Source organism: Ameyamaea chiangmaiensis (assembly GCF_013376175.1).
GTDB lineage: Bacteria > Pseudomonadota > Alphaproteobacteria > Acetobacterales > Acetobacteraceae > Ameyamaea > Ameyamaea chiangmaiensis.
On record NZ_JABXXR010000187.1, the window covers coordinates 1 to 4,392 of the forward strand.

At 64.6% G+C, this 4,392-nt stretch carries 5 protein-coding genes; 4 read left to right on the forward strand and 1 reads right to left on the reverse strand.

Annotation, left to right across the window (positions count from 1 at the left end; genetic code table 11):
* The 3 genes from HUK82_RS14685 to HUK82_RS14695 all read left to right on the forward strand — a co-directional run.
* A partial coding sequence (locus HUK82_RS14685) for an ATP-dependent helicase C-terminal domain-containing protein (RefSeq protein ID WP_305144413.1) occupies positions 1–481 on the forward strand: 481 nt, incomplete at its 5' end.
* 58 nt (positions 482–539) lie between these two features.
* Entirely contained in the window at positions 540–1,724 is a 1,185-nt protein-coding gene (locus tag HUK82_RS14690) for a glycosyltransferase domain-containing protein (RefSeq protein ID WP_456304208.1), read from the forward strand.
* Between the two features lie 75 nt (positions 1,725–1,799).
* Positions 1,800–2,963: a trypsin-like peptidase domain-containing protein gene (locus HUK82_RS14695; protein ID WP_176614664.1), complete on the forward strand. Its 1,164-nt coding sequence runs from the start codon at positions 1,800–1,802 to the stop codon at positions 2,961–2,963.
* Positions 2,964–2,986: 23 nt separating this feature from the next.
* On the opposite strand, the gene HUK82_RS14700 is transcribed toward HUK82_RS14695, so the two are convergent.
* A complete protein-coding gene (locus tag HUK82_RS14700; RefSeq protein ID WP_176614665.1) occupies positions 2,987–3,394 on the reverse strand; it encodes a tautomerase family protein in 408 nt (135 codons plus the stop codon).
* A gap of 228 nt (positions 3,395–3,622) precedes the next feature.
* Here HUK82_RS14700 and HUK82_RS14705 point away from each other — a divergent pair, with 228 nt between their 5' ends.
* Positions 3,623–4,303 carry a response regulator gene (locus HUK82_RS14705; RefSeq protein ID WP_176614666.1) on the forward strand — a complete coding sequence of 227 codons (681 nt, stop codon included), beginning with the start codon at positions 3,623–3,625 and terminating at the stop codon, positions 4,301–4,303.
* Positions 4,304–4,392 lie beyond the last annotated feature (89 nt).

A 4,392-nucleotide genomic window follows, 5' to 3' on the forward strand; every position in this document is an offset into this window, starting at 1 on the left:
CACCGCGCTCGACCGGCCCGACCTGCCCGACCCGACGGCGCTGGCACCCCTGCTCGCCCCGTGGCTCGCGGGCCTGACGCGACTGGCCGACGTCCGTGCGCTGGACATGCGCGAGGTCCTGCACGCGGCGCTGGATCACCAGACGCGGGTCTGGCTCGACCGTGCGCTGCCGTCGCATATCGATCTGCCCGGTGGCCGGACCGCGGTCGATTACACAACTCCGACGCCGACGCTGGCTGCCCGCGCGCAGGCGTTCTACGGCCTGAAAGACACCCCGCGCCTTGCCGACGGCCGCGTCCCGCTGCAGCTCGCGCTGCTGTCGCCGGCCGGACGCCCGCAGGCGATCACAGCCGATCTGGCCGGTTTCTGGCAAGGAGGCTGGTCGGACATGCGCCGCGACATGCGCGGGCGCTACCCTAAGCACGAATGGCCGGAGAATCCGGCGGCGGCAGTGGCGTCGACACGGCGCTCCAACCGGTGATCATCGCGTTCGCGCGCCGCTCATCGGCGATCGGTCCGCGCTTGTTCGTGCAGCGTGAATGCCGCTATCGTCTTCAGAGTTCGTGACGTATTCCCCCGAGACAGGAACCGATCCAGTGAGCTTCTTTCATGTGACCGCTGGTTCTCCTCATCATCCGGCGCTTCTTCGGCTTGAACGCAGCGCACGCCGTGCCGGCATGACGACGATAAACCTGTCGCATGGACGGGGCTTGGAAAAGACCTCCTTTATCGACAAGGCACTTCTCGCGAGCCGCTTCCTTCAGTCCGGCATGACGGCACGGAACGACATCATTCTTTTTACGGACGCCTACGATGTGGCGATCCTCGACCACATGGACACGATTGCCGCGAAATTCCTGAGCTTCGGTAAGAAAGTCGTCTTCGGCGGCGAAAAGGTGTTCTGGCCACTCCTGGAAAACATGCCGACCGTCTTTGATCTCGACCGTGCGCCGATCAGGGACGCGATGTCGGATGGAGAGGAGACCGGCTATCGCTTCATAAACTCGGGCGTCTATATCGGGTATGCGCACGCGATCGAGAAACTTCTTTCGTTTTGCGTCACAGAACACGCGCGCACGACAGCGCGTTCTGATCAGGCAGCTCTTCAGGCTGCCTGGATGCATCTACGGAACGACGACGAAAACTTTGCGGCCATCGACCGAATGGCGACGATCTTCGCCAACTCGAGCAATGATCGCGCGGCCTTCATGACCGACGGCCTCAGCGTGTCGGAGCCTTGCACCGGCCAGACGCCGTCGGTCCTCCATGCCAACGGAAACAAGGACATCATAGACGGTATCGATCTGATCCTTACACTGCGGCAACACGGCGCGTGGCACATTCGCCTTCGATCCCTTGTCACCGAATCCGGTCTACGGCTGGCGCTCGACAACGGCCGTCTGGTCGATGAGATCCCAGAGAAATCCGTGGTGATTCTGGCCACGACAGCCGATAACGCCAATGTGCTGCTGACTGCCGACGGCTCGATCTGCACATTCAATCCGGACGGTTGGATCAGCACATCGGCACGTCATGTATCGGGATGGGAGCAGGTTTTCCTGACAGACGATCAGCAACCATACGTCAATCTGAACGGCGACGCGGTCGGGTTTGAGCAGTTCTGCAAGCAGGCCACGGGCCCCGTTCATCTGGCCCCGCTTCGTCTGTCTGACCTGCGTCTGAGCGGCGATGCCCTGGCCGCACGCCTTCTGAGTCTGTCCTGAAACGCCTGGTATGCGTTGACGACGCTTTTTTGCTCCTCCATATGGCGACGAGATGATCCCAACGATCGAACAGGCATGATACAGCGCGGCCGCCGTCGGCATCGTCATGCAGCCGTGACCCGCGCTCTTCCCTCCGTGATCAATGGGTCCGGGACGATACATCGTCGCCCCGTTCACCGGCGGATTTTTACGCTGTGCCTGGTAGCGCCCGTTGTCCTTGCCTTCGCGGTGGACAAGGTGCGGGCTCAGGCCCCCCTCCTGATCCAGACGGGGCCCCTGACGTTCGCGCCGCTGGTCCGTGCGGTGGTGCCGGCTGTGGTCAACATCGCCGTCACGCAGGGCGCCACACCCCGTCCGCGCGCAGGTGTCCCGCCCTCCCTGAAGGGCACACCGCTGGACAAGCGTTTTCGCGACAGGCTGCGCCAGCGGGGGCCAGAACTTCAGGGCGCGGGGTCCGGCTTCATCATCGATCCGACGGGAATCATCGTCACCAACACGCACGTCGTCGGCGATGCCGATCAGGTGACCGTGTCGCTCTCGACCGGTAAGGAACTGCCCGCCCACCTGCTGGGTACGGACGACCTGACGGACATTGCCGTCATCAAGGTCGACAGCCCGACGCCGCTGCCTTTCCTGCACTGGGGTGACAGCCGCAAGGTGGAGGTCGGTGACTGGATCCTGGCCGCCGGCAATCCATTCGGGCTAGGCTCTTCGGTGACGGCGGGGATCGTCTCGGCACGCGGGCGCGACATCGGAGCCGGTCCGTTCGACGATTTTCTGCAACTCGACGCACCTATCAATCCGGGCAACTCCGGCGGCCCGACCTTCAACATGCGCGGCGAGGTGGTGGCAGTGAACACCGCCATCGTGTCACCGACGGGGGGCTCCGTCGGTATCGGGTTCGCGATTCCGTCCGAACTCGTTGCCCCGATCGTCGAGGAACTGCGCCGCACAGGGCATATCGACCGCGGCTGGCTCGGCGTCACGCTTGAAGACGGGGACGGTACGGATCCGGTCACGGTCGTCGCGACCGACGCCAAGGGACCGGCCATGGTCGCCGGGGTGCGGATCGGCGACGTCGTCCTGTCAGCCGCCGGCGAGCATGTCGAAAGCGCGCGCGGCCTGATACGGGCGGTCGCCGCCGCCAGGCCGGGGACGTCCATGGATCTGGTGATCCGCCGGCACGGCAAGACCATCACCCTGCCCGTGATCGTGGGGCACCGACCCGATAACGACTGACGCGATCGGGCCGGTGCGGGTGCTCAGGGCGCCTTGTGGCCGCCCAGTTCGCCCGTGAGGAACTGCGCGCGCCCATGGCCGAACGACCAGTGCGCGTCCTCGTTCTCAACCACCGAAATCATCACGTCCGTCGCCTTGATACCGCACGCCTTGTCCAGCGCCTCGACCAGCAACTTGTAGAACAGGGCGTTCTTTTCGGCACCGCGGGGGCGGCTGAACATCTGAACCAGCACCATGTCCTTGGTGCGCGGAATATCCAGCCCCGTGTCCTCGACGATCATACGGGACGGCTTGTACTCCGATACCAGCTGGTAGCGGTCGGCCGCGGGAACGGCGAAAGCTTCGAGCATCGCCTCGTGGGCGGCATCGAGCAGCGTCTTGACCTGCTCGTCGGTACGGCCTTCGTACATGTGGAAGTGGAGCAGCGGCATACAACAATCATCCTGTTCTGAAACCGATATAGTCTAGTCGGCTGCCTGCACGGTGCAAAGGGGACCAACCGCACGCCGGCGACGTTTTCCGTCAGCGACGCGTCAACCGCGGCGAGCACGCACGCAGGGCACTTCCGCCGCCCCCTCGTGACAGACAGGCCCCGTCACCGTAGTCTGACGGCACGCAGACTCTCCCGAGGCGGGAGACAGCAGGCCTGAGGACCGACGATGCATATCCTGGTGGTGGAAGACGACGCGACCGTACGCAACTTCGTGGTCAAGGGACTGCGCGAGGAAGGGCATGTCGTCGAACAGGCCGATAACGGCAAGGACGGCCTGTTCCTGACCGTCAGTGAAAAGTTCGACATCATCATCCTCGACAGAATGCTGCCCGGCGGGATCGACGGCCTGCGCATTCTGGAAACGATGCGCGGCCAGAACAACGCGACTCCGGTCCTGTTGCTGTCCGCGCTGGCGGATGTGGACGACCGCGTGCAGGGCCTGAAGGCCGGTGGCGATGACTACCTGACCAAGCCCTTCGCCTTCAGCGAACTGCTGGCGCGTATTGACGCGCTGGCCCGGCGCGGGCGGGCCGAGAACGCACCGCAGACCCGGCTGGTCGTGGGCGACCTGGAGATGGACCTGCTGTCGCGGGCGGTGCGGCGCGGCGGCCAGAAGATCGACCTGCAACCGCGCGAATTCCGCCTGCTTGAATTCCTGATGCGCCACGCAAGCCAAGTGGTGACGCGGACGATGCTGCTCGAAGGCGTGTGGGACTATCATTTCGACCCGCAGACCAACGTGATCGACGTGCACGTCTCGCGCCTGCGCCAGAAGGTGGACAAGCCGTTTCCGGTCGCCATGATCCACACCATCCGCAACGCGGGCTACATGCTGCGCCCGGAATGACGGGCCACGGGACGCCATCGCCGGCCTCCCGCCGCCGGGGCCTTCGACCACACGCCCCGCGCCGGGCAACGGTGACATGACCGCCCCAG

Bases quoted from the DNA above. Each gene is read 5' to 3' on its own strand.
- HUK82_RS14690 (WP_456304208.1), top strand. From the start codon at position 540: ATGCCGCTATCGTCTTCAGAGTTCGTGACGTATTCCCCCGAGACAGGA.
- HUK82_RS14695 (WP_176614664.1), top strand. From the start codon at position 1,800: ATGATACAGCGCGGCCGCCGTCGGCATCGTCATGCAGCCGTGACCCGC.
- HUK82_RS14700 (WP_176614665.1), bottom strand. From the start codon at position 3,394: ATGCCGCTGCTCCACTTCCACATGTACGAAGGCCGTACCGACGAGCAG.
- HUK82_RS14705 (WP_176614666.1), top strand. From the start codon at position 3,623: ATGCATATCCTGGTGGTGGAAGACGACGCGACCGTACGCAACTTCGTG.